Raw genomic sequence first — 1,048 nt, 5'->3', positions numbered from 1 at the left:
GATTAGGCAAGTCCTTTTCTGTAAATTCATGCGCAAAAAGCGGATTTTCCCATCTCCTTCTCGGTTAAGTAAGCTTTATCTTCCATCCATTCATCGTGTTGTTCCATTAGTAGCGACCCTATGAGCCGTTCGCAGGATTCCGGATTCGGGAATACGCCAACGACCTTCGTCCGCTTCTTGATTTCCTTGTTCAGCCTTTCAATGCAATTTGAAGTCCTGACTCTGCGCCACCAGCCCTCATTGAAGTCGAAGTAGGTCATGGATTCCTCCGCATTATTTTCCAGCCATTCGGCGAACTTGGAATGTTTCTTCGTGTCGTTCCAATATTGGACCGCACCTCGCAACGCCATCAACGCGTCGTCCTTGCAGCAATGAGAAAAGATGTTGCGCATGGTCCTGGAGATTTCCTTTCGTTCTTCTTGTTTCCTTGCGTAAGACTGCGCGTTTTGGCAAAGATGGAAATAACATCGCTGCCACGGAATTGCAGGGAATACGCCCACTCTCGCCGCCTTCATGCCCGGATGGTCGTCGCTCACGATCAGCTTGACTCCATGCAGCCCACGGTTCACAAGACTCGTGAAAAACGTCCTCCAGTGAACCTCGGCCTCGCTTGTGGAAACCGACATCCCGATTACCTCACGCTTGCCGGCTGCGTTGATTCCTATGGCCTGCAATACGGCAGCATCTACGACGGAACCGTTCATGCGGACGCGTTGATATTCCGCATCCACGTAGAGCACAGAATAGCATCCAAGGGGCCTTTCCTTGAACAGTCTGATTTCCTCATCAAGCGTCTTCGCCGCATCGGAAACCTGCGTGGAACTGACCTCCAGACCGCACATCTTCTCAAGGATGTTCTTTACCTTGCGAGTGGAAACTCCCTGCACATACATCTCGGCCATGGCGATTGTCAAAGCCCTTTCCGAGCGTAAGCCCTTCTGCAAGGCCTGTGGGTAGAAGCCGCTGTTCCGAGTCTGCGGGATGGCAAATGTGACCTGCCCGGACCGCATATTAAGAGTCTTGGGTTTGAAACCGTTCGCGTAATCCA

The 1,048-nt window shown here is 51.7% G+C and carries 1 protein-coding gene; it reads right to left on the bottom strand.

The annotated features are described in order from the left end of the window. Positions 1 to 26: 26 nt before the first annotated feature. A partial coding sequence (locus tag BUB59_RS14930) for an IS256 family transposase (RefSeq protein ID WP_073231445.1) occupies positions 27 to 1,048 on the bottom strand: 1,022 nt, incomplete at its 5' end.

It is taken from the genome of Fibrobacter sp. UWEL, assembly GCF_900142535.1.
In the GTDB taxonomy this organism is placed as follows: Bacteria; Fibrobacterota; Fibrobacteria; order Fibrobacterales; family Fibrobacteraceae; genus Fibrobacter.
This window is presented reverse-complemented; position numbering and strand designations above follow the sequence as displayed.